This is a genomic window from Mariprofundus micogutta (assembly GCF_001895085.1).
In the GTDB taxonomy this organism is placed as follows: domain Bacteria; phylum Pseudomonadota; class Zetaproteobacteria; order Mariprofundales; family Mariprofundaceae; genus Mariprofundus; species Mariprofundus micogutta.
In genome coordinates this window covers 37,843-63,433 of sequence record NZ_BDFD01000013.1, presented here as the reverse complement: position 1 = coordinate 63,433, position 25,591 = coordinate 37,843, and the positions used below count along the sequence as shown (strand labels likewise).

The following is a 25,591-nucleotide window of genomic DNA, read 5'->3' as shown; positions in this document are numbered from 1 at the left end:
CGGAGGATAAATATGATGATGGATATGATGAATAATGGCATGAGTGGTTGGGGAATGATGTTTTTATCATTCCTCTGCTGGGCGCTGATCATTGCAGGGGTGGTACTGATCGCACAATGGCTTTTTGGCCGAAAAAAAGAGTCTGCAATGGATATTCTCAAGCAGCGCTATGCGCGAGACGAGATTGATAAAGCGGTATTTGAGCGTATGAAAAAAGATATCGGCGAAGGTGAAGGGCCATGAAATCAAATATACGGTTAATCATTGGCCTCGTGTTGTTGCTGACTGGCATTGGAGGACTGTTGACCTTACGCAGCAACCCAATGTCGATGGATGATATGGGGATGATGCAAGGCGGCATGGGAATGATGGGGCAAGGAGCCATGAAGGAAATGATGAAGCGTATGATGGAGGATCAGTTGCCACCAGGTATCGACGAAGCCGATCTTCCTGAACCGAAGTCTCAGGGAGCTCAGCTTCTGACTCGTTATTGCGTCCAGTGTCATGATTTGCCGCCTCCAGTACTGCACAACTCCACCGAATGGCCTAAGGTGTTGGCACGCATGGAACGGCGTATGGAGATGATGGCAAGGATGGGATCAATCCTGAACCCAACGAAGCAGGAACTGACATCCATACTGAACTACCTGCAACAGCATGCTGCTAATGTTACCGAATAATTTAGGGCTACAGCATCAGGATACGACTGACCTTGGGCCAAACAGAATGATTCCGGCTCCGAGCAGACATATCGTTGCGCCAAGCATATCCCATTGATCCGGCAGCTTCCCTTCGACCAACCAGAGCCAGATGAGTGAGCTGACAATATAGATGCCGCCGTAGGCAGCATAAGCCCTGCCCGCAAAACTCGTATCCACCTGCGTCAACAACAGAGCGAATATTGCCAGACTCACCACGCCTGGAAGTAGCCACCCGATATTGTGGCCCAGCCTCAACCAGGCCCAAAAGGCGAAGCAGCCAGCGATCTCCGCCAGAGCCGCCCCTGCATAGATAATAATGGTTTTCATTTTCCAGCGTATCATGCCGAAAGCAGGCACGATAACAATACCCAGCCAGCGATGCGCCGTTATGTGGCCTGAAGACCATGCCCTGCTATTTTTCAGGGGGTTCACAGGATGATCTGAACCGGCGCAGCAGGACGATATCCCATACGGTTGCTGCGATCAGCGAGACCAGGCCGAGGATATGCACAGGCATGAATACAAAAATACCGACAAGCGCAGCAGCTGCTCCGGCTGAGCCAACATAAAACGGATGATTTATCCCATGACGGCGACGGGATGCCAGAAGCCCCCAAACGGTGAATCCTAAAAACAGAGCCAGCAAAGGAATCAGGATGGCATCGTTTATTAGGAAACCCAGTCCAAGCGCCGAAAGGGCAGCGAGAGCCGGGGCAAAACCCAGGCAGCAGATACTGGCAATGATGGAGCCAATTGAACCGGAAATTTGTTTGAACATAATTATTCTCCTTATGATCTAGCGTCCCACTGTCACGAACGGTTTCCCCTGTCAGCAGCAATGTTTCCCTTTCTGAATTGGAGGACAGGGAACATCGCCATAGGAGCAGAAGACACAGCAGTCGCCTGTTTTAAGCCTGAGCAGGACGTGGCAGGCCACACATTCATAAAACCACTGACATGCATCGGTTGGCATTGTTTCCGCTTTCTGATGCCTACATTCCGGACAGGTGACTGTAGATTCAAATCATGTGAGTTCATAGCTCTTCTCCCGCCGTTTGAAGTCAGCCAAACAGCAGCGGCCTGATGGATTTCTTACTTCACAGGCACAGGAACCGGATTTTGTTTGCCGTACGACAAAGGTTTTTATGGGTTCGGACACCCCTGATTCCAATGCAGATAAATATAAAGATTCAGAAATATCGAAGCAATAACAGAGCATCTTTTGCCGGTGAGGCTTGAATGCCCGTAACTGCTGTTTGGGGATGAAGGTTGATGATGAAAAATAGCCTGTATTGCACTCCATGGACGGACAATAAAAGTAGTCGCCTTCCGTGATGTGTTGATTACCCGGAAACTGCACATGAAGAAGCATCGTCTTCAATGCTACGCTTAAACATGACCCCCCACATTCCGGGCAATCCTGGCGCATCTTTTTTGAGGTGGAATTACTAGAACAGCAAGACATGATTCTTGTTTCCTCTTTTTATGAAGTTAACACATATTGTAGTTCATTTTTTCTGTGTCCGAGAGCAAAGGCTTCATTCAGGGTAAGGAGAAATGTGCCGGGGTTTTCTGCAATCCAATGCTCGCCAGCACTCTTTGAACTGAAGAAATTCACATAGAAGCAAAAGCTTTTGACAATACTCTCCTGCTTGCTGACTGCTTCCGGCTCGATAAAAGATACTACGGTACCCACAGGCCTGGTGGAGTTCACGGCATTCGGTGAAACAGTCAGTCGGATCGGACTTCCTGTAACAGGGCAAATCGATGTCACCATAGCCGTTTTCCCGATGATGCCAGGGATGAACAGCGCATCCCATGCACACCAGGTATAGAGCTCATGTCCATCGACCTCGAAGCGGTGGCCTGTTTTCGATAACGAGAGCCCCCAATAGCCAATGATGCTGCCAGCGTCGTTGTAATCAATGCCGCTACAATGATCCAGAAATTGATTAACCACCTCCGGCACAAGGCCCAGAGAGGTCGCGATCAGCTTAGCTGATAACGGCTTGCCCTGAAGCATTAGGCGATAAACGCTTACGGAAATTTTCTGTTCCTGTAGTGGCATCTGCATAAATGACTCTGGAAATAAATTGAGAATCTTATCCATTTCTTCAATAGAAAGTTCGCCGACCTGAATCATCGTATAATGCCCTTTTTCATCTGCAATTGGGCTAGCCTGCACAGCAGGAGAGTTGCTTTACATCTTTGGTAAATGTCTGGGCGCAAAGTTTAAGACCCTCAACCATCGTAAGGTAGGGGAAAAGTTGATCGGCCAGTTCCTGGATGGTCATTCGGTTGCGCAATGCAATGGCCGCTGCCTGGATGATTTCACCACCTTCAGCCGCAAGTATCTGCGCTCCCAGCAACCGTCCAGTTGCCTTTTCGGCTACCAGTTTGATGAATCCGTGTGTATCAAAATTAGCCAGCGCTCTGGGGACGTTTTCCAGACCCAGTGTTCGGGATTCGGCATCTATGCCCTGTTTTGCTGCCTCAGCCTCGGTCAGCCCCACCGTACCGACCTGCGGCTCAGTAAACACCACCGCAGGCATGGCCGTTAAATCAAGTAGCGCATCACCGCCAGTCATGTTGATCGCGGCGCGCGTTCCGGCAGCCGCTGCAACGTACACATACTGCGGCTGATCAGTGCAATCACCGGCCGCATAAATATGCGCCACGGAAGTGCGCATGTGATCGTCCACAATGATGGCTCCACCGACCTCTGTTTTGACACCTGCCTTATCCAGCAACAAAGCATCGGTATTTGCAGCTCGTCCTGTGGCAACTAGCAGTTGGTCACAACGAATTTCACCGGCTTTTGACGGCAGGATAAAATGATCGCCATCATGCGATACGCTATCCGGGAGCGTATGCAAAAGTACCCGTGCACCTTCCTCTTCAAAGACATTTACCAACCCCTCACCAATCGCGGCATCTTCTTTGGATAGAAATACGCTGCGCGCCATGACCGTTACCTTTGACCCCAGCCGTAAAAATGCCTGCGCCAATTCTAGAGCCACGACGGATGCACCAATAACAACAAGATGCTTGGGTATTTTTTCTGCAATCAGTGCCTCGGTTGATGTCCAGTAAGGCGTGCCTTGTAAGCCCTGAATCTCCGGGGTGGATGGACTGGCTCCTGTTGCCAGCAGGATTTTATCTGGAGTGATGCGAACCTCTTTATCATTGGCTTGTTTCACGATTAATGTATTCGCATCTGCAAAGTGCGCCCAACCCCGTATGAGACTAATCTCAGGATAGCTATCCAGAATGTTTTCATATTTGGCATGGCGCAGTGCTTCAACACGAGCCTGCTGCTGGCGAACCATAGCTTTGCGATTAATATTAGGCTGATAGCAACGTATCCCATCGAATGGGTGCTTTGATTGCATGTGCACAACATGAGCACTGCGAATCATGATTTTGGATGGTACGCACCCCACATTAACACAGGTGCCGCCAATCACGTCACCGCCTTCGATCATCGTTACCCTTGCACCTTCTTCAACGGCTTTGATGGCTGCGGCAAACGCACCGGAGCCCGTTCCCACAATAGCGATATGCAGTTTTTTATCTTCCTTCTGATCAGAACAGCAGTCACTCACAATCAGTTCTCCTTCTGGTCTGCTGCGATAGCTGTGCCGATGATGCCGGTTTTCAGTAGCGTGGAATTCTTCATTTCAATCTCCAGCTTTTATACTCTAATGACATGTTGGACACTGCGTTACCAGCCATATTACGCCTGCAAGTACCGCAACACCGATGATGACATTTAGAATGATCGACCCACAGCTCTGCTTTTTAGTAGTTTCATTCATTGTTTAGCATCCGTGATGGTTGCTGGATAACCCAGTTTAGTGATGGTCTGAGCGATAGCTTGAGGTGACTGTTCACTATCCTCATAAGTCACTGTTGCCATTGCGGTATCAATATTAACTATAGCTGTATGAACGCCTTTCATTTGCATGGCACTATGCCTAACACTGATCGGACAAGTACCACAGGTCATACCTGAGACATGTAACGTGACGGTTTTCTCCTGTGCGAAAGCATGTTGCGCATAGACGGGAGCCATTGAGAAAAGAGCCGCAAACAATAATGTTTTTCCCATAAAGGAACCTCCTTATTTAAATCAGATAGAGTAGTAATGAAGGTGAAATTAGTAACAGGACAGAAAATCCACCCAACATTATTAGCAAAATAGGTTTCTTAGGTGGGCAGCCATTGGCCATACACACTTTTCGGCCCTGCCAATGTCGCCAACCAGCCCAGCCAATTAATGCAAGCGTAATAGCGGCGAATATAGGGCGATACGGTTCCATAGCGATGAATGCTGATGCAGAACCCAGCCCAAGGAGCACGACAATTAATGGTCCGATACAACAGGCAGATGCCAGCCCACCGGCAACGACCGCTCCAAATAACGAGAAATTTTCTCTTTTCGTATCTAAACTTTTCATTGAACATCCTCTAATACTTTCAAAATAGGGCAGGTATCGGCATCCGATGTTTGTTCACATTGCTCAGCAAGGGTTAATAGGATTTGGCGCATATGAGATAGTTTTTGAATACGCATTTTAATCTCATCGGCCTTACCTTCGGCTACAGCTTTTATCTGCCCACATGAACGCCCATCAGTGCTAATAGAAAGCAGTTGTCCAATTTCATCAAGGGTAAATCCCAGTTCTTTAGCTTGTACGATAAACTTTAAACGCGTGATATCATTTGACGTGTATTGTCGATAACCGGCTTGCGTACGTGCAACCCGTGGAATAAGTCCTCGCTGCTCATAATATCGTACCGTATCAATAGATACGCTTGTCATCTTGGATAGTTCGCCAATCTTCATTGCCGGAATTATAAACCATGGAGTATAGTCCATGGTCAAGATTTACTTTGCTGCACAGCCTCATTTTTTGCATCACGCAAAATCGAAACACCTCCACGGATTACCAAAACAGAAATAATCAGCCCGATAATCAAGTCGGGGAGAGGTGAAGCCAGCGCACTTACCAGCACACCAGCACCAATCACTCCAACATTCGCAATTACATCATTTTTGGAAAATATCCAGCTAGCCCGCATGTGAATCTCACCTTTTCTATGTTTAGCGATAATGGATAGACATATGACATTGGCAACAAGAGCAATCAACCCAACAATGATCATGTATTCAGATTCCGGCTCACTGCCAACTAAGAAACGACGAATCACATCAACCGCCACTCCAAGGCCAAGTATAATCTGGAGTAATCCGCTTAAGCGGGCAGCATGAATTTTAGCGTAGATACTTCTGCCTACAGCATAGAGGCTAACGGCATACACCAATGTATCTGCCAGCATATCCATCGAATCAGCAATCAGTGCGGTTGAATCAGATATCCAGCCTGCAAAAAACTCAACTACAAACATTGCAGCATTAATGCATAACAAGGCGATCAGTGCGCCTCGCTGTGCTTGATCGCCCAATTCTTCGTTACAATTACAGTCCAATTCTCACTCCATTTTGTGCAATCGAGTTTACTCTCTCTGCTGATTAAGCCTTCACTGCATGAGACTGTACGCGATAATACAGTGTCGCCATAATGATTAAAGAAACCACAAACACGATTACTTGCAGGGCACTTGGTTGATCATCATAACCTACCAACACGTGCAATAATTCACCCAATATACTGCTTGATGATAGCAGAGATGAACTATTCCATAATGGATCCACAAGAGGTGGCAACCATTCGATTACGACCAAATTCCAGGTTGCTTGTGATGCCATACCGGCAGCAAGCAGCATCAATAGCCAGCCAGCCACGCTAAACAATTGTTTCATCGGAATTCGAACCAAACCCAAATAAATTATACTGCCAATGGCTAACGCAGAACCAGCTCCTATTAACCCACCAACCAGCATACTCCAACCATCCTCTTGTACGCCTTGGGCGGCACCAAATAAAAAGAATACGGCTTCTGAACCTTCTCTCATAACAGCGGATAGCGTTACGACAATCAATGCCGTGTATGGTAAATCACCCTCTTTGACAGAGCCCCCAATCTGCATCATACGCTGACTCATTTCTCTCCCGTGCTTGCTCATCCAAAGCACAGTCCATGCAATCAGCATTGATGCCAGTAACAGCACAACTGCATTAAAAATGAATTCACCTTCACCATCGAAGGAAGCCTCCATTTGCTCCATAAATAGGCCGAAAACAAGAGCGCCCATCAAACCGAGAAACACACCAAGGCCTATCCACTGTCTTGATCCTGGTAACCCTCGTGTTGCTGCCATCAACACGCCGACGACCAGCACCATCTCTAACATCTCTCTGAATACAATCAGTAATGATGAAATCATCCTTCTAGACCAACAATATAATCAATCATTTGGATGACCGTTCTTATGTGCCTTGCTTCCTGCTCCATGATGATGTTGACTATGTTTAGCAACACTATGGTCCAGTGGCTTCCACTCCCCACATCCTGTAAGCCCGAATGAAATACCAACTAAAACAATTATTCCAAAAGAAATGTTACGTATCATATTACTTTCCTTCCTTGATCTGGCTCTTACTAAACCGCTCATACAGGCACGGTAGAACAAACAATGTTAATAGCGTGGAAGAGACAAGACCACCGACAACTACTGTTGCTAATGGCCTCTGGATCTCAGAGCCAATACCGGTAGCCAGAAGTAACGGAATCAAACCTAATGCCGCAATCATAGCGGTCATCAATACTGGTCTTAATCGACTCTCTGCTCCATGACGAACAGCGTCATTCAGATCATGTTCACCAAGATGCCGATTGATCGAATCGACCAATACCACTCCATTGAGTACAGCCACCCCGAACAGAGCAATAAAGCCGATACTGGACGGCACAGATAGATATTGGCCCGATATAAACAAAGCCAGAATCCCCCCAATCAGTGCCATCGGCACATTGAGCATAATAAGCGCCGCTTGCCCAACAGAATGGAATGCAAAATAGAGCAGCAGGAAAATCATCAGTAAAGAAAGTGGCACAACAACCATCAACTTGGCCTGTGCTCGTTGTTGATTTTCAAACTGACCACCAAAGATCACCGTATAACCCGGTGGTAATTCAACTTCGTCTTGAATACGCTGATCCAGCTCAGCCACAAGACCACCCATATCGCGCCCTTCCACGTTACTCTGAATCACTACACGACGCTGCACGTCGTCACGCTTAATCATTGGTGGCCCTTCCTCTACGTCAATTGAGGCTACATCTTCAAGGCGTACCCATGCGCCATCCGGAGCTTGCAGAATAAGGCTGCCTATTTTTTCAGTGTCATTACGGTAATCACTAGCCAAACGGACATAGATATCGTATCGCTCGTTCCCCTGGATTACCTGCCCGGCTGATGAGCCCCCAATGGCATCCGATACCAGCGTCATCACATCATCCACCGGAATGCCGTACCGATCTAACTTGCTGCGATCAGGACGAACCACCAACTGAGCTTCACCCTCAATTTGCTCCATTTCCACATCACGCGTGCCTTCGACACTTTTGGCCAGTGTCTCAATCACCTTGCCTTTTTCCGCCAGCACTTTCAAGTCAGGCCCAAAAAGCTTGATTGCCAAAGCTGCTTTGACACCGGAAAGCAGTTCATCAACACGCATAGCAATGGGTTGAGTAAAGGAGATCAGAATACCCTGCACATCTACCATCTTTTCTCGCATCAAGTTTTGCAGATCCTCCCTGTTATCAGCACTCGTCCACTCAGAAACAGGCTTTAGTCCAACATACAGCTCAACATTAGATACCGGCTCTGGAGCGCCACCAAGCTCAGCACGACCCGTTCGAGCTGAAACGTAGATAATTTCAGGAAAGTTATTGATTAGAATCTGCTCCAGCTTTTCTCCCACACCTTTGGCGTAAACAAGAGAAGAGGATGGCGCAAGCGTTGCGCGTATGGTTAGCGTACCTTCTTCCAGTTCCGGCACGAACTCAGTCCCAAGAAATGGAATTGTAGAAAGCGCAAGAACAAAAGCCACTGCAGCACCGCCAACCACTGTTTTACGGGCCATCAATGCACGTTTCAACAGGTCATGATAGATACGGGCAATAGGCGCCAATACCGGGCTGTTCTTGTGAACTATACCTTTAGTGAAAACATACGTTGCCAGCACTGGCATAATAAATATAGCCACCAGCAGTGATGCAAACATGGCAAAGCAGATGGACAGTGCCATCGGCGTAAACATCTTTCCTTCCACACCTTCAAGAGCAAACAGAGGCGTGAACACCAGCAGGATGATGAGTACAGCAAACAGCACAGGGCGAGCTACCTCTTTAGCTGCTTCTGTGACCCGGAGGGCAATGCCATGATCTCCTTCCGGTGTTTTCTCCAAATGTTTAAAGATGTTCTCCACCATCACCACAGAACCATCCACCATCATACCGATTGCAATAGCCAATCCACCCAAACTCATCAGGTTTGCAGAAATATTATAGTGTTGCATCACAGCCAGAGCAGCCAAAATCGAGAGCGGAACCGATAACAATACCAGTGTCGCCGCTCGTATGTTCATCAGAAACAGGAACAGGATGATGATGATCAACACAAAGGCTTCCAACAGCGCTTTTTCTACTGTCCACACAGCCTTGTTAATCAGGTCAGACTGGTCATAAAAAGGTTGAATGGACACACCCTCTGGCAACGCCTTTTGTACAATCTCCAGCCTGTCCTTAATGTCATCAATAGTATTCTTAGTATTGGCACCAAATCGTTTCAGGGCAATACCAACAACGACCTCGCCAAGCTTTTTGATGTCTCCATTTTCAGCTCGCTCAGTCATCGTGACTAAGCCTTGGCGAATTTCACCTCCAAACACCACTGTAGCCACATCACGTACTCGAATAGATGTACCATTCACAGTTTTAACCGGAATCGCCGCAATGGCTTTCAAGCCCTCTGCACCGCCGGGAACCCAGCCTACACCGCGAATTACCAGCTGCTCATCGCCCTGCGGCAGATACCAACCGCCGGCATTGCGGTTATTGGCTTCTATGGCATTGACCACATCATCGACATGTAGGTTATAAGAGAGCAGTTGTTGTGGGTTCAGCTCCACCTGGTACTGACGCACTTCACCGCCGTAAGAGAGAATATCTGTCACTCCTTCAACCGGCATCAACATCAACTTCACTACCCAGTCGTTCAGAGCCCTGAGTGTCATCGCATTAAAACCGACAGCTGGATCCGACTTTATAATATACTGAAACACCTCTCCCAACCCGGATGAATTTGGTCCTATTTTGGGTGTACCCGCCCACGCTGGAACAGTCTGACTGGCATCCTGAAGTTTTTGGAATACCAACTGTCTGGCGAAATAAATATCGGTGCCTTCCTTGAATACAACGGTGACTACGGATAGACCCGTTTTGGAAATCGAGCGTACCTCTTCCACATCTGGCAAGGCATACATCACAGCTTCAATGGGAAAGGTGATCAACTGCTCTACTTCTTCCGAAGCCAAACCCTCAGCTTCAGTATTGATCTGCACCTGCACATTGGTCACGTCTGGAAACGCATCCAGATTCAACTTTGGCACAACAAATAGAGCGTAAGCAACAGAGCCCAACAACAATAGAACAACGAGAAAACGATTATTTACCGCAGCATCAATTAATTTTGAAAACATATTGGCAACCTCAATCTGCGTCAAAGCCGGACTTCGCCAGCTCTGAAGTAAGTGCAAATGCGCCCTTAACAACAACAGATTCTCCCTCTTTCAGCCCTTCAAGAATTGGCACGAGCCCCATCCTTGTTTTACCGACACGAACCTCCCTCAGCTCATAATGTCCGGGTTTTTCCTCGATAAATATAATTTTATCACCCTCATATCGCTGAATCGCCTGTACAGGTAACAGCAAAGCCTCTTCGTCGCTACCCGCTTCGATCTCAGCTTGTACGAACATACCTGGATGTAATGCATCTTCGGGGTTTTGTACTTCTAGGCGTACGCCGATGGTGCGAGTCGTTTGGTCAAGGCGGTGATGAATATTGATCACTTTTCCTTCGTGCTTTGTTTTACTGTTTTTCGTAGAAACAACAGCAGAGTGACCTATTTTAATGCCACTCATTTGAGCCTGAGACAGCTTGACTTCAATCCATACAGTTGATTCATCAACTATCTGCATCAGCCTTGTGCCTGCGGCAATGTGCTGACCGATTCTAAAATCATCGGCTACAATGGTTCCTGAACTAGGTGCATAAAGTGTTAATTGCCCGTATTGGGTTGCCTTAATCAAGTTATTGATCCCTCTTTTGTTCATGCCATACGCGAATAGAGTAGCTTTTGATGCGGTAAGGTTTGCATGGGCCGCCTGATAAGTGCTCTGTGTTTGTTGAAGCCGGGCCTGAGAAACAATCTTCTCATTCACTAGCCCTTCCACACGCTTTAATTCCAGTTTGCTTTTACTGTGTTCTGCCTCAGCCCGGAGATACTCGGCTTCAGCCTGTGCCAGAGCTGAACTGGTAAGTGTCACCAACTCTTGTCCTTTTTTCACATCTTCATCTAAATGCACATGGCGGGTATGAATAGCGCCATCAACCAATGTGGTAATGTCGGCCAGTTTATAGGCATTGAAAGCCACACTTCCGGGAGCACTAATCACCTGTGACCTTTGTCTAAATCTAATTACTTCAGTTTCTAAACCCGCTTGTTTGATTTGCGCTATTGTCGATTCGAGTGATCCATTCTCTTCATGGCTCTCATTTGTATGCTCTGCCTCTTCATGATCTCCAGCGAAGACTGGAACACTCATAAATACTGTTAGTGCTATTATTAAAGCTATTAATGTTTTCATTATTGGGTTCCTTGGAGGATATATTCCGGATGTCCTAGCACTTCAGCCAGGCGGATGCGGGCTAACCAGCCCTGTTTAACGATTGATGCAGAGTTAATGCGTGACTCAAGTATCTGGTTGATGTGAAGGACCAGCTCTTCGATATTCAATTCGCCAGCGTAGAAAGCCATTCTGGCCAACTCGATGTTATCAGTGGATGCAGGTTTGCCTTCGACCTCGCCCATTGCTAACAAAGCCTTCATAGCAGTGGTGTGGTTAAACAACGCTTCCTGAACTTCGAGTTTCACGCGCTGTTCAAACCATTGCAGTTCAGTTTCATATGCCGACGCCTGAGAGAGTGCAGCCCGATATGCGCCACGGTGACTGTTGAGTACAGGGATTGCTATCGTAAGGCCAAGTGAAATAAGTTGATCACCGGCCTCCTTGCCAGCCATTAAACCAACAGTCAGGTCGGGAGTCCGTTTTGCATTCGATAGATCGGCCTGAGCTGAATACTGAGCCAACCGTTGCCGTTTGGCGGTGAGATCGGGTCGAGAGCTCATCGCTATCTCAACAGGGTTGGATTGTGATCGCCAATTCACGAGTAGTTTAGGTAACTCAGGTTGAAATTCTTGTGCTTCACCACCTGCACCCACGGCCATCACATATCTGGACACATTCATGGCATGTTGTTGCTTAGCTTGGGCTTCAGCATTGATAGCCTGAGTCAGTGAAGCTTGAGAAAGGTTCACATCCAGCTGGTTGGCTTCACCAAGCTCCATCTGTCTCGAAACTGCTTTGTGTAACTGCATCAGCGTTCCGGCTTGCTGATTTCTCCATATAAGCTCTCGCTTGGAAAAATGCAGCTCTATGAAAGCCCTGGCCACATTTAAAGAAACTTGTTGATAAAGAGCCTCTGATTCCAGTTTAACAGCATCTAAGCCAGCTTGAGCAGACTGCTCGCGGTACTTTTGTTTACCACCAAGTTCTATTCCTTGCGATAACGTAACGTAGTAATCATTTGTTGAGCCACCACCATTTAACCTTCTTCGCTGAGGTTCAACGGATAGTTCAGGGTTATATGCATAGGATCCTTGCTCCTGAAGTTCACCTTGTGCCCCGTCGATCTGCAATTTAGATATTTTTAATATTGGGAGCTGCTCGATAGCAGCATCTATTGCTGCTTTAAGCGTTACAGCATTGGCATAGAATGGGTAAATGCATAACAGCATTCCGGTCATAATAAAACTTGTGCGCACAGTTTCCCCCTGTGAAATAGAATTAATAAACTACGGGGAAGCTGATTTTTCTAAATAAAATTGCTCAATGGCGGCCTGATATTACAAAATATCAGGTTGGCTATTCAGTTATTAAAAAATCAGCTGTGCAAAAACTTGGGAGGTTGTTCGATTAAGTTGAAAATCTCAGGAAGATTTAATGAGGCCAAAAGATTGACCGGTTCAACATAAATTTCTGGTTGAATTTGATTATTACTAAGCTGGCCCATAAAGATATGCGCACATTGTGCAGAACATATCTGATCAATTGGGGCGCCATCTTGATTTGGATTTGATTTCGATGCTTCAATATGAGCAGGGGTATCTGATGCATAGCATTCGCCAACACCAGATCCACAGATAAAAATACCCATTTGAAGAGAAAAAACGGCAATCCAAGCCAAATAACGCATGTCAGCAATGCTAGATTCAGAACTGTGCAATGGCAATTACATATAATCAATTCGTAATAAATGTAGTTATGTGGTGGCTACTCTGAGAGGTATTAAAATTCCTTTAGCGGCAATGAGAATGGTTTTCACGTCCGCTGTAGGCGATAATAAAGTATCACCATAATTGTAAGTGATATAGAAATCACTATCGCTTGCATGGCACTGGGCTGATCATCATAGCCCATCAGCACATGCAGTAATTCACCAAGTACGCTGCTTGATGATAGCAGTGATGAATAGCCCAAAATGGATACACAAGAGGTGGTAGGCATTCGATTGCGACCAGGCTCTAGGTTGCTTGTAATGCCATGCCAACAGCCAGCAACATCAAGCTAGCCATCATATTTTCTGAAAAGCGCATAGATATAGGGGCGAGGGTCACCAAATGGATTGATGAATGTGAAATTTTCATGTGTAACGAGTTTAAATTCTACACCCATGCGCTCTGCCATTTCTTCGACTGAGTAGAGATGGAGTTCAAGACCTGCACACTTAGGGGCACCCGAGGTCGAAAACTCTGCTAGCAATGCATACCCTCCTTTGTGTATCGCTGAATGTAAATTAGCGAAGTATCCTTGAATGGCAGTTTCTTCCAGCAAAAAATGAAGAACAGCCCGATCGATCCAGATATCGGCTTGGGGAAGGTCATCAGACAAAGGCTTAGATATGTCATGGTGAAGCCATATTATTCTGTCATTCATGCCTATCCTGCTTTTCAGCTTATTGAGGGCTTCATCACTGATGTCATTTAGAATGAGTTTATGTCCTCTAGCCAGAAGTTCATCGACAAGCACGGATGTTCCCGCACCGGGGAGAAAAATAGTAACAGCCTCGCCCAGCGGAATAAGGTCGAGAAATTTTAACGTCTGCGAGGCATCACCCTCATACCAACCAAGATCCGGGTCGGTTTTGCTGGAGAATATCTTGTTCCAATGTTGATTTGGTGTGGTCATATCATCCCCTGAAAGTTTACCTGTGGCCGAACGAGACGTTAATCTCAAAGAAAAACTAGCCATAATTGATCACTTCATCTATATCTACAACAAACTTAAGGAACTGAAAGTTTAGCGGCGAAGAAGTTTCCTAAATTTGGCATACTCCTTTCTAGGTGTAGCTATTAGTGACTTCAATCCTAGCGCTATTAATATCATTGGCTTGGGTGATTAGATAAAAATGAGTGAGGTTTCATGCATTGAGGCAAATAAGGTGAAATCATCATTATTCAAAGTGATTATACTCTCCATGGGATTGTTGGCGTTACCCATCCCTACAGTTGCTGATGATTCTGGATTCCTTGGGCATCCAAGTACTTCTGAAAGGGAGGCCTCAATTCATGGGCACAATGATGATATCGATTCACCGGGACTTACTGGCAACTGGGGCGGTGTTCGAGATTTGCTGAAAAAAAATGGTGTTAGTTTTGAAGCCACTTATACTGGAGAAATTGCATCAAACTTTGACCCCGGCCTAATCAGTAACCAAAAAGACAGCATCTATCTTGATAATATCGATTTAACATTAACCATTGATACAGAAAAAGCTGACCTCTGGCCAGGAGGCACTTTTTTCATTTATGGCCTAGCTAATAGCGGTAGAAACCCATCAGAAGGTGTGATTGGCGACTTACAAACGGCTAGTAATATTGAAGCTCCTAACACGTTCCTTCTCTATGAGTTATGGTATGAACAGGAGTTTTCTGACTTTACTTCGGTTCTATTTGGCTTTCATGATCTAAACTCAGAGTTTTATATCTCAGAATACAGCAGTCTGTTTCTTAACTCATCGCCTGGAGTTGGGGCCGAAATGTCAGGTAATGTGCCCGTCTCAATCTTTGCAAAAACAGGGTTGGCAGTACGCCTTCATTTTTCCCCTACTGATAACTGGTATATTCAGACAGCAGCATATGATGGTGATCCGGCAACTCGTTCACTGAAATCTAGTGAAGGAAAAATGTATATCATTGAGAGTGGGATTAGCACTGAAATGGGTACATATAAAGCTGGTTACTGGATGCACACAGCTAACATCACTTTCAATGGCAATAACTTCAGTGGTGATTACGGCTATTTCGGTATTGTTGATCAAAAACTTTTTGATATAGGGGAACATGGTGATATTGGTGCTTTCGTCCGCTGGGGTGCTGTTCCTTCAAATAGAAATGAAATCATCAGTAATCTTCAATTCGGCCTGCATATGCATGGTCTTATTCCCACACGCGATGAAGATGATTTTGGTATCGCATATATTAGAGCTAACACCCATATTGGAAATGAAACAGTGTACGAATTCACATACCGAGCAGTCCTTTCGCCTTGGTTGGTAATTCAGCCTTCCTTTCAGTTCATTCAGAATCCTGGAGGAGACCCTGCTAACGCTACAATAAAGGTTGGACTTCTACGCTTTGAAATCGCCCTCTAATCTTGACAACTCCTGTTGCCATTTACACAGGGTGAACAATCATCACTTTTTTCACACTCACTAAATTCAAACTCTAGAGTTGAATGGGTAATGGCATAACTATGGAGCATGCCTTTCAGTGCTGCTTTGACATTCTCTATACTGGCAACGCTCGATATAAGCACATGAGCTTCCAGAGCATTACGATGCTCATCTAATTGCCAAACATGAACATGGTGGATATTTACTACGCCTTCAATCTCTTCCATGGCAGATATCACCATATCGATCTTTATACCTTCCGGTGTTCCTTCCATGAGCAGGTGAATGACTTTCGGTATTTCCTTAAAGCCATAATACAGAACATATCCAGAGATAAGTAATGTCACCGCAGCATCTGTCCATAGCCAGTTAAACAACAAAATGAACGTCCCGGCTAGTATCACTCCAACTGAAGCAAGCGCATCCGTTACATTATGCAAGAAGGCTGCTTTGATATTCATACTATTCTTGGATTGCGAATATGTAAGTAGAGCAGTAACCACATCAACAATCAGTGCCACTGCTGCAACCATGATCACAGTCCAACCCGTAATAGGCTCAGGCGTGATAAAACGCATGATTGCCTCGTAACAAAGGTACAAACCTATCATGATTAATGTGGTCAGGTTAATAAGTGCAGCAATTGTTTCTGCACGTTTATATCCAAACGTTTTGAACTGATCTGGTGGGTTTCTTCCAACTCTTATCGCTACCAGAGCGATTAAAAGCGATGCTGCGTCGCTGAAGTTATGTAGCGCATCCGCCATTAGAGAAAGGCTGCCGGAGACAATTCCCCCAACAACCTGTACCAGGGTGAGCAGAACGTTTACCCCTACGGCCAATAAGAGTCGTCGCTCTCCCATTTTAGATGGATCATCGTGAGAATGATGCTTATGCCCCACGAATGCACTCCTGTTTGCATTTGCCGCTACTCTTTAAAAAAGAAACCAGTTCAAAGCTGGTGGAGAGCTGCTCCGACAGAAGCAACCCTCCACCACCAGACCTTCTGTTAGTCATCCGGGTGCTCTTTCTTGTGTTCTCTTGCCCCCGATCCATGATGATGTTGGCTGTGTTTACCAACACTATGCCCCAGTGGCTTCCACTCCCCACATCCAGTAAGCCCGAATGAAATGCCAACCAATACAATGATTCCAAAAATAGCACTGCGTATCATACTACTTTCCTTCCTTGATATGGCTCTTGCTAAATCGTTCATACAGGCACGGTAGAACAAACAGTGTTAATAGTGTGGAAGAGACAAGGCCACCGACAACTACTGTTGCTAATGGCCTCTGGATCTCAGAGCCAATACCAGTAGCCAGCAGTAAAGGGATCAGCCCAAGTGCCGCAATCATGGCAGTCATCAGCACTGGTCTTAAACGACTCTCAGCACCATGTCGAATCGCATCACCCAATTCATGTTCATCAAGATGACGATTGATTGCATCGACCAGCACCACGCCATTAAGCACAGCTACGCCGAACAGTGCGATAAAACCGATACTGGACGGGACAGAGAGATATTGTCCCGAAATAAGCAAAGCGAGAATGCCGCCAATCAATGCCATTGGCACATTGAGCATGATGAGTGCGGCCTGACCTACAGAGTGAAATGCAAAATAGAGAAGCAGAAAGATCATGAGCAGTGATAATGGTACAACCACCATCAACTTAGCTTGCGCTCGTTGCTGATTCTCAAACTGACCGCCAAACACCACGGTATAACCTGGAGGAAGATCGACTTCATTCTGAATGCGCTGATCCAGTTCAGCTACAAGACTACCCATGTCACGCCCTTCAACATTACTTTGAATCACGACGCGGCGCTGCACATCATCACGTTTGATCATAGGAGGGCCTTGCTCCACCCCAATAGTGGCCACATCTTCAAGGCGCACCCATGCACCGCCTGGCGATTGTAAGATCAGGCTGCCAATCGATTCAGTATTGTGACGGTAATCTTTAGCCAGTCGGACATAAATATCATAACGTTCATTGCCCTGAATTACCTGTCCAGCAGATGCACCGCCAATAGCATCCGCAACCAGACTCATCACATCATCCACAGGGATGCCATAACGATCCAGCTTGCTGCGATCAGGACGAACTACTAACTGAGCTTCACCCTCAATCTGTTCCATCTCAACATCTCGCGTGCCTTCAGTACTTTTCGCTACTGTTTCAATTTTCTTACCCATTTCCGCAAGCACTTTCAGATCAGGCCCGAACAGTTTAATCGCAAGAGCCGCCTTCACACCCGACAACAGTTCATCAACCCGCATCGCAATCGGTTGGGTGAACGAGATCAGAATTCCGGGTACAACCTCCATCTCTTCACGCATTAGATTTTGTAGCTCTTTTCTGTCGCTTGCACTTGTCCATTCGGAAACAGGTTTTAAACCTATAAATAGCTCCACATTGGATACAGGCTCCGGATCTCCACCAATCTCTGCACGACCTGTTCTAGCCGAGACATAAGTAATCTCCGGAAATTTCTCGATCAGTACCCGCTCCAGCTTTTCACCAACACCCTTGGCATATTCAAGTGAAGAGGATGGTGCCAGAGTGATGCGAATAGCCAGCGTTCCTTCTTCCAGTTCCGGCACAAATTCAGTACCCAGGAATGGCACTGTGGCAATCGTTAGTACAAAAGCCGCAGCTGCACCACCAACCACTGCTTTGCGCGCCTTCAGAGCGGATTTAAGCAGGCCATGATAAGCACGAGCAATCGGTGCTAACACAGGACTATCTTTGTGAACCACGCCTTTGGTGAAAGCATAAGTTGCCAATACAGGCATCACAAACAGGGCCACCAGCAGAGAAGCAAACATGGCAAAGCAGATGGAAAGCGCCATCGGCGTAAACATTTTGCCTTCAACCCCTTCCAGTGAAAACAGCGGAGTAAACACCAGCAGAATAATGAGTACGGCAAACAGCACCGGGCGCGCTACTTCTTTTGCCGCCTCTGTGATGAGCAGGGCAATGCCATGGTCTCCTTCACGAGCTTTCTCCAAGTGTTTGAAAATATTCTCCACCATCACCACAGAACCATCGACCATCATACCGATAGCAATCGCCAGTCCACCGAGACTCATCAGGTTGGCTGAAATACCGTAATGTTGCATAACGCCCAATGCCGCGAGAATTGAAATCGGCACAGATAGCAACACCAGTGTTGCTGCTCGCATGTTCATCAGAAACAGGAACAGCACGATGATGATTAGAATAAATGCTTCCAGCAGTGCTTTTTCAACTGTCCAGACTGCCTTGTTAATCAAATCAGACTGATCATAAAAAGGCTGAATGGTCACGCCTTTGGGAAGCGCTTTCTGCACGATCTCCAGTCTTGATTTAACATCATCAATGGTGTTCTTGGTGTTGGCACCAAAACGTTTAAGCGTGATGCCTACGACGACTTCACCAAGCGAAGTGATCTTTCCATCTTCAGTTCGTTCAGTCATGGTCACTGCGCCCTGACGAATCTCGCCGCCAAACGCGACAGTCGCAACGTCTGACACGCGAATCGAAGTACCATCCACGGTTTTGACCGGAATCGCCGCAATGGCCTTCAATCCTTCTTCACCGCCGGGAACCCAGCCAACACCGCGAATCACCAACTGCTCATCACCCTGCGGCAGATACCAGCCACCGGCATTGCGATTATTAGCTTCAATGGCTTTTGCCACATCATCTACATGCAAGTTGTAGGAAAGCAGTTGTTGAGGGTTCACTTGCACCTGGTACTGACGCGTTTCACCGCCATAAGAGAGAATATCCGTCACACCTTCTACCGGCATCAGCATCAACTTCACTACCCAGTCATTCAGTGCTCTTAGTGTCAGTGCATCAAAACCTGCTTCCGGAGCCGACTTGATGATATACTGGAACACCTGCCCAAGACCTGATGTGTTCGGCCCGATTTTAGGTGTACCTGCCCATGTTGGAACAGTCTGACTGGCATCCTGCAACTTCTGGAACACCAGCTGCCTGGCGAAATAAATATCTGTCCCTTCCTTGAACACAACAGTAATCACAGAAAGTCCCGTTTTGGAAATCGAGCGAACCTCTTCAACATCCGGCAATGCATACATCACGGCCTCAATCGGATAGGTGATCAACTGCTCCACCTCTTCCGAGGCTAACCCTTGCGCTTCGGTATTAATCTGCACCTGCACATTGGTCACATCGGGAAATGCATCGAGATTCAATTTAGGCACAACAAACAGTGCATAAGCCATCGAACCCAGCAGTAACAAAAGAATCAGAAGGCGGTTATTAACCGCCGCATCAATGAGTTTTGAGAACATATAGCATCACCTCAATGGTTATGCGTTTCAAAGCCGGATTTTGCCAGCTCTGAAGCAAGAACGAAGGAACCATTTATGACAACGGATTCACCTTCTTTCAGACCTTCAAGGACAATAACCATACCCACGACAGCCTTACCAACTTTCACTTCGCGGCGCTCAAAATGGCCCGGCTCCTCTTCAACAAAAACAATCAACTCATTGCCCTGTCGTTGAATGGCAGACTCAGGCAATAGCAATGCTTCTTCACCACTACCTGCTTCAATCTCGGCCTGTACAAACATGCCGGGGTGTAACACATCTTCAGGGTTCTTCACCTCCAGACGTACACCCACAGTACGGGTGATCTGATCAAGCTGGTGATGAATATTTATTACTTTTCCTTTGTAACGTTTATTGCCACTCTTTGTGGATACGACAGCTGAGCGGCCTGTGCTTATTCCTGTTAGCTGTGATTGGGCCAGTTTCACTTCAACCCAGACTGTAGATTCATCCACAATCTGCATCAGGCGCGTTCCAGCAGCGATGTGCTGTCCAATTATAAAGGCATCTGCTACTACTGTGCCTGCAGCGGGTGCATAGAGTGTTAACTGACCGTAGCGGGTAGCTTTTAGCAGGCGACCGATCTCTCTCCGGCTTAATCCGTAAGAAGAGAGAGTTGCTTTTGATGCAGCAAGGTTTGCATGGGCGGCCTGATAACTACTCTGGGCCTGTTGCAGGCGAGCCTGAGAAACGATTTTCTCTTTCGCCAGTCCTTCTACCCGTTTCAGAGCCAGCCTGCTTTTGCGGTGTTCCGCTTCGGCTCTAAGATATCCGGCTTCCGCCTGTGCAAGCTCTGAACTGGTGAGCGTTACAAGCTTCTGTCCTTTTTGGACTTCATTACCCAAACGTACGTGGCGAGCATGGACGACACCATCTACCAGTGTGGTGATATCAGCCAGATTATATCTGTTGAAAGTCACGCTGCCCGGCGCACTCATAGCCTGCAACCTAGGTTGATGTCTCATGATTTCAGATTCAATGCCCGCCTGCTTGATCTGTGCGGGTGTCAGCTTGATTGCCCCCCCCTCTTCCTCATGGGTGCCATGGCCGCCGTGGCCACTGCCTTCCTCTTTATGAACACCGTGGTCTTCATGTTCTCCGCCTTTCTCTTCGTGGTCATCATCTCCTTTATGACCATCTCCTTCTTCATGGCCATCTTCTTTATGTTCAGCATGGCTTTCATGAACATGTTTAGCCTCTTCATGTCCATGATCTTCCGCAATCGCAGGAGCACTCATAAATAATACAAGTGTTGTTATTAACGCTATTAATGTTTTCATTATTGGGTTCCTTGGAGAATATATTCCGGGTGTCCCAGCACTTCAGCCAGGCGAATACGAGCTAACCAGCCCTGTTTTAGAATTGCTGCGGAATTGATACGTGACTCAAGTATCTGGTTGATGTGTACGACCAACTCTTCGATATTCAACTCGCCGGCATCGAAAGCAGCCTTGGCTAAATCGATGCTGTCTGGGGTTGGGGTGTCTGTTTCAATTCTATTCACGCTCAACACAGCACGCATGGCTGTAGCATGGTTATATGCAGCTTCCTGCACTTCAAGTTTGACTTGCTGTTCCAGCCATGCCAATTCGGTTCGCTTTACAGACTCCTGAGACAATGCAGCCCGATATGCACCATCGTGACTGTTCAATACAGGAATAGGCATCGTGAAGCCGAGAGAATAGAGCCTGTCACCTGTTTCTCTGCCGGTGGTAAAACCAACAGTCAGATCAGGAACCTTGTTCGCTTTCGCTAGATCAGCCTGCGCGGAATATTGGGCCAAACGTTTGTGTTTGGCAGCAATATCCAGGCGTGAATTCAAAGCTATCTCTACCGGATCAGACTGCGGCCCCCAGCCAACCAGCAATCTCGGTAATTCCGGTTCAACATTTTTAATCTCGCTGGTTTTACCAACTGCCAGGAAATATCTGGATACATTCATAGCATGCTGTTGTTTTGCTTGAGCTTCAGCATTGATAGCCTGAGTCAGGGAGGCATGGGCCAGATTTACATCCAACTGACTGGCTTCCCCAACATCCATCTGCCTTTGCACAGCTTTATTCAACTGCATTAGCGTTAATGACTGCTGGTTTCGCCACAATAGCTCCCGCTTGGAAAAATAGACTGCGACCAACGCTCTAGCCACATTCACTTTAACCCGTTGAAGGTTAATTCCAGATTCAAGCCTGGTAGCTTCTAAAGCTGCCTCTGCGGATTGCTCGCGGTACCCCCACTTGCCTCCTAACTCAATACCTTGAGAAAGCGTGATATAATAATCATTCGATGAGCCACCACCGTTTAGTTTACGCCGTTGTGGTTCAACTGACAGCTCAGGATTATAAGCATAAGAGCCTTGTTCCTGAAGCTCACCTTGAGCACCGTCAATCTGCATCTTAGATATTGTTAACATTGGATGTTGTTCTACAGCAGCATCCATAGCTGCCTTCAGTGTTACTGCATGGGCATAGAATGGGTGAATGCATAATAACATCCCGATCATTAATATTCGTATTCGCACAGTTTCCCCCTGTGAATTAATTTAGTTTTATTGGGGAAGCTGACCTCTAAATGGATGAAACAGGCGCAGTCTGGTTAGACTGTCCTTATGCCACTAAATTAGAAAATCAGCAGTACTGCAGCTTTGGAGGGTGTTCTATTAAGGATGGCAGGTTCTTCAAATAAGTCCCTGCCATTGCGAAATGCTGGGGCGTAGAAACTACAGATATCGAATCAATCTGTTTCTCATCAGCCATAGTAAATGAATGCGATGCATGAACGTGGCATCCATGATCATGAGACTCTTGTTCATGATCAGCGTTGCTATCATGGGTATGCTCAGCAACATGCCCCTCATCAATGCCAGCCGCATGCACGTGAATATCGAATCCACATGTAAATACAGATAACTGCAGGGCAAGAAAAGCCATGAGTGCTAATGAACGCATAACCGCAAGGTAAGGATAGATAACAGCTCTGGCAAGAGGTTGTGCATGAATAGCGAAGTTCAGAATACCCCCTAAAGCAGAAACTCCATTTACCAACACTCCTTTAACTAAAAAAATAAGGATATGATTGACAGTACATAACATTTCATAACTATAGTTTGCATATTCAACAAGATAATCGGGAGGAATAATGAACAAAACAGATTTGATCAATCACGTGGCATCAGTAGCAGACCTAAGCAAATCAGCAGCAGGAGATGCTGTTGAAGCAGTCATTGGTGGTATTACGGATACGCTGACCGGTGGTGGTTCAGTTAGCCTTGTAGGTTTTGGCACATTTTCTGTGGTAGGACGCGCAGCGCGCACAGCACGTAATCCACGCACAGGTGAAGCCATTGAAGTGGCTGCCTCTAATGCGCCAAAATTCAAAGCCGGCAAAGCTCTAAAAGACGCTGTTAAGTAACTTTGGAAAGTGAGAAAGACTCTCGCTTCTCTGCAATCTGCACTCAGCAATAGTGATGGTTTATTTCCCCCTAAAAAAAGAGATAAATGACAACGCTGAGAATAGCAGCGAAGAAACACCAAACTGAAAAGAACGCCACGGTATAGAAATAGTAGGCCACAAAGAATAATACAGTGTCAACACGCCGAAGAGCCGAATCAGAGAATAGCTCGAGAAAAATGAAACCAGATAGGTTGACGCAATATAGAGCACCATCACTCCCCATTCGTAAAAGTGCGGCGAAACGTAGATGATGTGTTCATCAGCCACAGCTTTAAGCGGAAGAGTAATAATTAGAACAAGCAGGTAAATGCCGATTCCAGCACCGACAAATTGGAACCCCCGCATCACCTTTCTTCGCCATCGATTCCGCTCTATAAACCGGACAGAAAACGGTAAATAGATCGGCCATAGAACGTGCGAGAACATTGTGAATATATAAGTGGTGGCCACCTTAAGCTGTGTAGCATCGTAATTAAACGACAGTCAGAGCACCCCCTCGATGATCTGCTGAATCCCGAATAACAGAGGAATCGAGACAAACGGAAGTTCTGCCCTGTTCGCAGCCAATTTAACCGTCTTCACACCAATCGCAGTCAGCGCTCCTCCAGCAATAAAGCTGGCTGTAGCCGAAAAGCACATATATTTACTCCCCTTCAATTCGAATACATTCAACCACTACACTTTTACATTTCGACGGGATCTACCTCAGGTTTAAAAAACCACATCTGATATAGTGAAACAATAATCTGGATGCCAAGTGAAAGTCCCATCAAAGCACCGGCAAGCACTACCATCACAGCGAAACCGGGTACTATCTTGGTGACATACCACGACAAAATATCCAGAAGAATCGCGAAAAACGGGATAGCAACAGTGATCCGTTTCAGCACAACAGGCATCTCACACAGAATGAAGATGCGCCCAACAAAAAACAGAATGAAGGCAATGCCGAACAAATGGATGTGGGAAATGCGCACAAGACTCTGGATAGATGCACCCTGATCAGATTCCGTCAGCTTTTTCACATCGCTGTAGGAGGTCAATGGCGGTAGCCCCATGCCAGCTTCGGTAGAATGGCAGGCAATGCAGTTACTATTCAGAATTGGGCCACTGATCTGTCGAACTCCTCCTCAAGTGCGTCCTGCTCAAGCCAAGCGACAATGACCTGCTTCTGTTCACAGGACTCTCCAGATTAGCACCCATCGAACCGTTCAATGCCGCTCCAAGCCGAGTTTCCTGATGCTCACCATAATATGTGATTTTGATATCCTCAACAGACAGACCAGGGTTTTCGTCTCTTCCCTGGTGGGAATAATAGAGGTGGGTAAGCGCAAAAAGATATCCCAGGCCAATGGTGATCAAAAACATCGTATCAAGAATTTTTTCACTTACTGAGGCATCGATAAAACGACGATAGTGAGGCATGTGAAGCGCCTTTTTCAAGTCCAGATATTCAGGTCAAAGTGGAGCATAACCGCTCTAAGAATGTCACTTCGTGTGATGATTCCAACCAAACCGCCGTTTTCCATAACGGGAATGGCTCCAATGCGTTTTTCTACAAACAGTCTGGCAATATAACGCGCATCCGTTTCCACGGTAGCGGTCAGCACATGATCTTTCATTAAATCACTAACCAGCACAGCCTGCTTATCTTTTGAACAATGCAGGCAAATTGTATCGGAGCCACACATACACCGAATAACATCTCGATCTGAAACCATACCGACCAATTGATTTTCCGATGACATGACCGGGATGTGGTGAAAACCACCGGCATCAAGAATTTTCAACACTTCTAGTGCCGTGGTATGCGCATAAACAAATTTAACCGGGGAAGTCATGAGTTGAGATGCATTAAGGGTTAAATCGCGTTCATCAGCAGTCTCGACTGCCTGATACCTCTGTTTTACATGTGCTGACTGGTAAGCTGAAAGCGATTGAGGTTGACCTTTCTCCTGCTTAATTGGCTGCTTTGCAGTCACGGCCCCAGCTTTTGCTATAGCGTGGCGCTCAAGCAGCTTTTCCAAACGAATTGGATCGGTAACTCCTGGGCCGTAAACAGTGAACATGGCTATACCTCTCTATCATTCTTGTCCTACTACACT

The 25,591-nt window shown here is 46.5% G+C and carries 29 protein-coding genes and 1 pseudogene; 4 read left to right on the top strand and 26 right to left on the bottom strand.

Annotation, left to right across the window (positions count from 1 at the left end):
- The first annotated feature begins 12 nt into the window (after nt 1-12).
- The gene (locus tag MMIC_RS08200) at nt 13-243 is read left to right on the top strand and encodes an SHOCT domain-containing protein (RefSeq protein ID WP_072659969.1); all 231 of its coding nucleotides are present in this window, start codon (nt 13-15) and stop codon (nt 241-243) included.
- Nucleotides 240-680, top strand: a complete 441-nt coding sequence (locus MMIC_RS08195) for a c-type cytochrome (RefSeq protein WP_072659968.1) — start codon at nt 240-242, stop codon at nt 678-680. The genes MMIC_RS08200 and MMIC_RS08195 overlap by 4 nt, the downstream gene beginning before the upstream one ends.
- Before the next feature lie 15 nt (nt 681-695).
- Here MMIC_RS08195 and MMIC_RS08190 read toward each other — a convergent pair whose 3' ends face one another.
- The 17 genes and pseudogenes from MMIC_RS08190 to MMIC_RS08115 form a co-directional block, all read right to left on the bottom strand.
- Nucleotides 696-1,028 carry a YnfA family protein gene (locus MMIC_RS08190; protein WP_072659994.1) on the bottom strand — a complete coding sequence of 111 codons (333 nt, stop codon included), beginning with the start codon at nt 1,026-1,028 and terminating at the stop codon, nt 696-698.
- Between the two features lie 85 nt (nt 1,029-1,113).
- Nucleotides 1,114-1,479 carry a MerC domain-containing protein gene (locus MMIC_RS08185; protein WP_072659967.1) on the bottom strand — a complete coding sequence of 122 codons (366 nt, stop codon included), beginning with the start codon at nt 1,477-1,479 and terminating at the stop codon, nt 1,114-1,116.
- 51 nt (nt 1,480-1,530) lie between these two features.
- Nucleotides 1,531-1,722 (bottom strand): annotated as a pseudogene (locus MMIC_RS12935) (GDCCVxC domain-containing (seleno)protein); the annotation flags it as partial.
- Between the two features lie 3 nt (nt 1,723-1,725).
- Entirely contained in the window at nt 1,726-2,166 is a 441-nt protein-coding gene (locus MMIC_RS12980) for a putative iron-sulfur cluster-binding metallochaperone (protein WP_444980042.1), read from the bottom strand.
- Nucleotides 2,167-2,184: 18 nt separating this feature from the next.
- Nucleotides 2,185-2,886 (bottom strand): alkylmercury lyase MerB, encoded by a 702-nt coding sequence (gene merB, locus MMIC_RS08175; RefSeq protein WP_072659965.1) that lies wholly within the window; start codon nt 2,884-2,886, stop codon nt 2,185-2,187.
- The gene (gene merA, locus MMIC_RS08170; protein WP_072659964.1) at nt 2,876-4,306 is read right to left on the bottom strand and encodes a mercury(II) reductase; all 1,431 of its coding nucleotides are present in this window, start codon (nt 4,304-4,306) and stop codon (nt 2,876-2,878) included. The genes merB and merA overlap by 11 nt, the downstream gene beginning before the upstream one ends.
- A 209-nt stretch (nt 4,307-4,515) precedes the next feature.
- Nucleotides 4,516-4,812 (bottom strand): heavy-metal-associated domain-containing protein, encoded by a 297-nt coding sequence (locus MMIC_RS08165; RefSeq protein ID WP_072659963.1) that lies wholly within the window; start codon nt 4,810-4,812, stop codon nt 4,516-4,518.
- 16 nt (nt 4,813-4,828) lie between these two features.
- A complete protein-coding gene (locus MMIC_RS08160) occupies nt 4,829-5,161 on the bottom strand; it encodes a mercuric transporter MerT family protein (RefSeq protein ID WP_072659962.1) in 333 nt (110 codons plus the stop codon).
- Nucleotides 5,158-5,550, bottom strand: a complete 393-nt coding sequence (locus MMIC_RS08155; protein ID WP_072659993.1) for a heavy metal-responsive transcriptional regulator — start codon at nt 5,548-5,550, stop codon at nt 5,158-5,160. The genes MMIC_RS08160 and MMIC_RS08155 overlap by 4 nt, the downstream gene beginning before the upstream one ends.
- A 35-nt stretch (nt 5,551-5,585) precedes the next feature.
- A complete protein-coding gene (locus MMIC_RS08150) occupies nt 5,586-6,170 on the bottom strand; it encodes a cation efflux transmembrane domain-containing protein (protein ID WP_227819427.1) in 585 nt (194 codons plus the stop codon).
- A gap of 67 nt (nt 6,171-6,237) precedes the next feature.
- Nucleotides 6,238-7,053: an FTR1 family iron permease gene (locus MMIC_RS08145; protein ID WP_072659960.1), complete on the bottom strand. Its 816-nt coding sequence runs from the start codon at nt 7,051-7,053 to the stop codon at nt 6,238-6,240.
- 21 nt (nt 7,054-7,074) lie between these two features.
- Entirely contained in the window at nt 7,075-7,239 is a 165-nt protein-coding gene (locus MMIC_RS12720; protein ID WP_171966484.1) for a hypothetical protein, read from the bottom strand.
- Between the two features lies 1 nt (nt 7,240).
- On the bottom strand, nt 7,241-10,372 hold the full coding sequence (locus tag MMIC_RS08140) for an efflux RND transporter permease subunit (protein ID WP_072659991.1): 3,132 nt from the start codon (nt 10,370-10,372) through the stop codon (nt 7,241-7,243).
- A gap of 10 nt (nt 10,373-10,382) precedes the next feature.
- On the bottom strand, nt 10,383-11,540 hold the full coding sequence (locus MMIC_RS08135) for an efflux RND transporter periplasmic adaptor subunit (RefSeq protein WP_083530523.1): 1,158 nt from the start codon (nt 11,538-11,540) through the stop codon (nt 10,383-10,385).
- Complete coding sequence (locus tag MMIC_RS08130; RefSeq protein ID WP_143144919.1) at nt 11,540-12,760, bottom strand: TolC family protein; 1,221 nt, start codon at nt 12,758-12,760, stop codon at nt 11,540-11,542. Before MMIC_RS08130 ends, MMIC_RS08135 begins: the two co-directional genes overlap by 1 nt.
- A gap of 137 nt (nt 12,761-12,897) precedes the next feature.
- Entirely contained in the window at nt 12,898-13,209 is a 312-nt protein-coding gene (locus MMIC_RS08125) for a hypothetical protein (RefSeq protein WP_072659959.1), read from the bottom strand.
- A 371-nt stretch (nt 13,210-13,580) separates the two neighbouring features.
- Complete coding sequence (locus MMIC_RS08115) at nt 13,581-14,201, bottom strand: class I SAM-dependent methyltransferase (RefSeq protein ID WP_072659957.1); 621 nt, start codon at nt 14,199-14,201, stop codon at nt 13,581-13,583.
- 220 nt (nt 14,202-14,421) lie between these two features.
- Between MMIC_RS08115 and MMIC_RS08110 the strand changes: the two genes are divergently transcribed.
- Nucleotides 14,422-15,666, top strand: a complete 1,245-nt coding sequence (locus MMIC_RS08110; protein ID WP_072659956.1) for a carbohydrate porin — start codon at nt 14,422-14,424, stop codon at nt 15,664-15,666.
- Here MMIC_RS08110 and MMIC_RS08105 read toward each other — a convergent pair.
- The 5 genes from MMIC_RS08105 to MMIC_RS08085 form a co-directional block, all read right to left on the bottom strand.
- Nucleotides 15,663-16,589 carry a cation diffusion facilitator family transporter gene (locus tag MMIC_RS08105; RefSeq protein ID WP_083530521.1) on the bottom strand — a complete coding sequence of 309 codons (927 nt, stop codon included), beginning with the start codon at nt 16,587-16,589 and terminating at the stop codon, nt 15,663-15,665. The two genes, MMIC_RS08110 and MMIC_RS08105, sit on opposite strands and share 4 nt — an antisense overlap.
- 273 nt (nt 16,590-16,862) lie before the next feature.
- Complete coding sequence (locus MMIC_RS08100) at nt 16,863-19,994, bottom strand: efflux RND transporter permease subunit (RefSeq protein WP_072659955.1); 3,132 nt, start codon at nt 19,992-19,994, stop codon at nt 16,863-16,865.
- A gap of 11 nt (nt 19,995-20,005) precedes the next feature.
- Nucleotides 20,006-21,316, bottom strand: a complete 1,311-nt coding sequence (locus tag MMIC_RS08095; protein ID WP_083530520.1) for an efflux RND transporter periplasmic adaptor subunit — start codon at nt 21,314-21,316, stop codon at nt 20,006-20,008.
- Nucleotides 21,316-22,554: a TolC family protein gene (locus tag MMIC_RS08090; protein WP_143144918.1), complete on the bottom strand. Its 1,239-nt coding sequence runs from the start codon at nt 22,552-22,554 to the stop codon at nt 21,316-21,318. Before MMIC_RS08090 ends, MMIC_RS08095 begins: the two co-directional genes overlap by 1 nt.
- A 106-nt stretch (nt 22,555-22,660) precedes the next feature.
- A complete protein-coding gene (locus MMIC_RS08085; RefSeq protein ID WP_143144917.1) occupies nt 22,661-23,194 on the bottom strand; it encodes a hypothetical protein in 534 nt (177 codons plus the stop codon).
- Here MMIC_RS08085 and MMIC_RS08080 point away from each other — a divergent pair.
- On the top strand, nt 23,172-23,444 hold the full coding sequence (locus tag MMIC_RS08080; protein ID WP_072659953.1) for an HU family DNA-binding protein: 273 nt from the start codon (nt 23,172-23,174) through the stop codon (nt 23,442-23,444). The genes MMIC_RS08085 and MMIC_RS08080 overlap by 23 nt on opposite strands.
- 525 nt (nt 23,445-23,969) lie before the next feature.
- Here MMIC_RS08080 and MMIC_RS12825 read toward each other — a convergent pair.
- The 4 genes from MMIC_RS12825 to MMIC_RS08065 are packed head-to-tail and all read right to left on the bottom strand — an operon-like array spanning nt 23,970 to nt 25,555.
- The gene (locus MMIC_RS12825; protein ID WP_227819426.1) at nt 23,970-24,125 is read right to left on the bottom strand and encodes a DUF6629 family protein; all 156 of its coding nucleotides are present in this window, start codon (nt 24,123-24,125) and stop codon (nt 23,970-23,972) included.
- 44 nt (nt 24,126-24,169) lie between these two features.
- Nucleotides 24,170-24,544: an Aq_1264-related membrane protein gene (locus tag MMIC_RS12820; protein ID WP_227819425.1), complete on the bottom strand. Its 375-nt coding sequence runs from the start codon at nt 24,542-24,544 to the stop codon at nt 24,170-24,172.
- Nucleotides 24,545-24,578: 34 nt separating this feature from the next.
- On the bottom strand, nt 24,579-24,911 hold the full coding sequence (locus MMIC_RS12815) for a hypothetical protein (RefSeq protein ID WP_227819424.1): 333 nt from the start codon (nt 24,909-24,911) through the stop codon (nt 24,579-24,581).
- Between the two features lie 14 nt (nt 24,912-24,925).
- The gene (locus MMIC_RS08065; RefSeq protein WP_072659952.1) at nt 24,926-25,555 is read right to left on the bottom strand and encodes a CBS domain-containing protein; all 630 of its coding nucleotides are present in this window, start codon (nt 25,553-25,555) and stop codon (nt 24,926-24,928) included.
- Between the last annotated feature and the right edge of the window lie 36 nt (nt 25,556-25,591).

Coding starts and splice junctions, on each gene's coding strand:
- MMIC_RS08200 (WP_072659969.1), top strand. CDS start 13: ATGATGATGGATATGATGAATAATGGCATGAGTGGTTGGGGAATGATG.
- MMIC_RS08195 (WP_072659968.1), top strand. CDS start 240: ATGAAATCAAATATACGGTTAATCATTGGCCTCGTGTTGTTGCTGACT.
- MMIC_RS08190 (WP_072659994.1), bottom strand. CDS start 1,028: ATGAAAACCATTATTATCTATGCAGGGGCGGCTCTGGCGGAGATCGCT.
- MMIC_RS08185 (WP_072659967.1), bottom strand. CDS start 1,479: ATGTTCAAACAAATTTCCGGTTCAATTGGCTCCATCATTGCCAGTATC.
- MMIC_RS12980 (WP_444980042.1), bottom strand. CDS start 2,166: ATGTCTTGCTGTTCTAGTAATTCCACCTCAAAAAAGATGCGCCAGGAT.
- MMIC_RS08165 (WP_072659963.1), bottom strand. CDS start 4,812: ATGGGAAAAACATTATTGTTTGCGGCTCTTTTCTCAATGGCTCCCGTC.
- MMIC_RS08160 (WP_072659962.1), bottom strand. CDS start 5,161: ATGAAAAGTTTAGATACGAAAAGAGAAAATTTCTCGTTATTTGGAGCG.
- MMIC_RS08155 (WP_072659993.1), bottom strand. CDS start 5,550: ATGAAGATTGGCGAACTATCCAAGATGACAAGCGTATCTATTGATACG.
- MMIC_RS08145 (WP_072659960.1), bottom strand. CDS start 7,053: ATGATTTCATCATTACTGATTGTATTCAGAGAGATGTTAGAGATGGTG.
- MMIC_RS12720 (WP_171966484.1), bottom strand. CDS start 7,239: ATGATACGTAACATTTCTTTTGGAATAATTGTTTTAGTTGGTATTTCA.
- MMIC_RS08140 (WP_072659991.1), bottom strand. CDS start 10,372: ATGTTTTCAAAATTAATTGATGCTGCGGTAAATAATCGTTTTCTCGTT.
- MMIC_RS08135 (WP_083530523.1), bottom strand. CDS start 11,540: ATGAAAACATTAATAGCTTTAATAATAGCACTAACAGTATTTATGAGT.
- MMIC_RS08130 (WP_143144919.1), bottom strand. CDS start 12,760: ATGACCGGAATGCTGTTATGCATTTACCCATTCTATGCCAATGCTGTA.
- MMIC_RS08125 (WP_072659959.1), bottom strand. CDS start 13,209: ATGCGTTATTTGGCTTGGATTGCCGTTTTTTCTCTTCAAATGGGTATT.
- MMIC_RS08115 (WP_072659957.1), bottom strand. CDS start 14,201: ATGACCACACCAAATCAACATTGGAACAAGATATTCTCCAGCAAAACC.
- MMIC_RS08110 (WP_072659956.1), top strand. CDS start 14,422: ATGAGTGAGGTTTCATGCATTGAGGCAAATAAGGTGAAATCATCATTA.
- MMIC_RS08100 (WP_072659955.1), bottom strand. CDS start 19,994: ATGTTCTCAAAACTCATTGATGCGGCGGTTAATAACCGCCTTCTGATT.
- MMIC_RS08095 (WP_083530520.1), bottom strand. CDS start 21,316: ATGAAAACATTAATAGCGTTAATAACAACACTTGTATTATTTATGAGT.
- MMIC_RS08080 (WP_072659953.1), top strand. CDS start 23,172: ATGAACAAAACAGATTTGATCAATCACGTGGCATCAGTAGCAGACCTA.
- MMIC_RS12825 (WP_227819426.1), bottom strand. CDS start 24,125: ATGTGCTTTTCGGCTACAGCCAGCTTTATTGCTGGAGGAGCGCTGACT.
- MMIC_RS12820 (WP_227819425.1), bottom strand. CDS start 24,544: ATGGGGCTACCGCCATTGACCTCCTACAGCGATGTGAAAAAGCTGACG.
- MMIC_RS12815 (WP_227819424.1), bottom strand. CDS start 24,911: ATGCCTCACTATCGTCGTTTTATCGATGCCTCAGTAAGTGAAAAAATT.
- MMIC_RS08065 (WP_072659952.1), bottom strand. CDS start 25,555: ATGTTCACTGTTTACGGCCCAGGAGTTACCGATCCAATTCGTTTGGAA.